The 261-nt window shown below is 43.7% G+C and carries 1 protein-coding gene; it reads right to left on the reverse strand.

Going from position 1 to position 261, the window contains the following annotated elements; translation table 11 throughout:
• Positions 1-53: 53 nt before the first annotated feature.
• The coding region (locus tag Q1A70_RS20670; protein WP_299697708.1) for a hypothetical protein at positions 54-261 on the reverse strand (208 nt) is incomplete at its 5' end.

The raw sequence follows: 261 nt of genomic DNA on the forward strand, positions 1-261 counted from the left end.
CGTGCAGATAGAGTTACCAAAATGTGCACCAGAGACTGGATTAACCTGACCAGTTAATTTTCCAGATTGGTATTAGACAGAAGCGTTTTTAACTTCTGTCCTGATAAGACAGGGCTTTCAATAACGTGTTCAGAAACGAAAAAAGCCAACTCAATGAGTTGGCTTTTCGATTTTCCAATTAAGGAGAATATGGTGGAGGGAGACGGATTCGAACCATCGAAGGCAGTGCCGGCAGATTTACAGTCTGCTCCCTTTGGCCAC

Origin of the sequence: uncultured Vibrio sp. (assembly GCF_947488985.1) — a bacterium.
Lineage (GTDB): Bacteria > Pseudomonadota > Gammaproteobacteria > Enterobacterales > Vibrionaceae > Vibrio.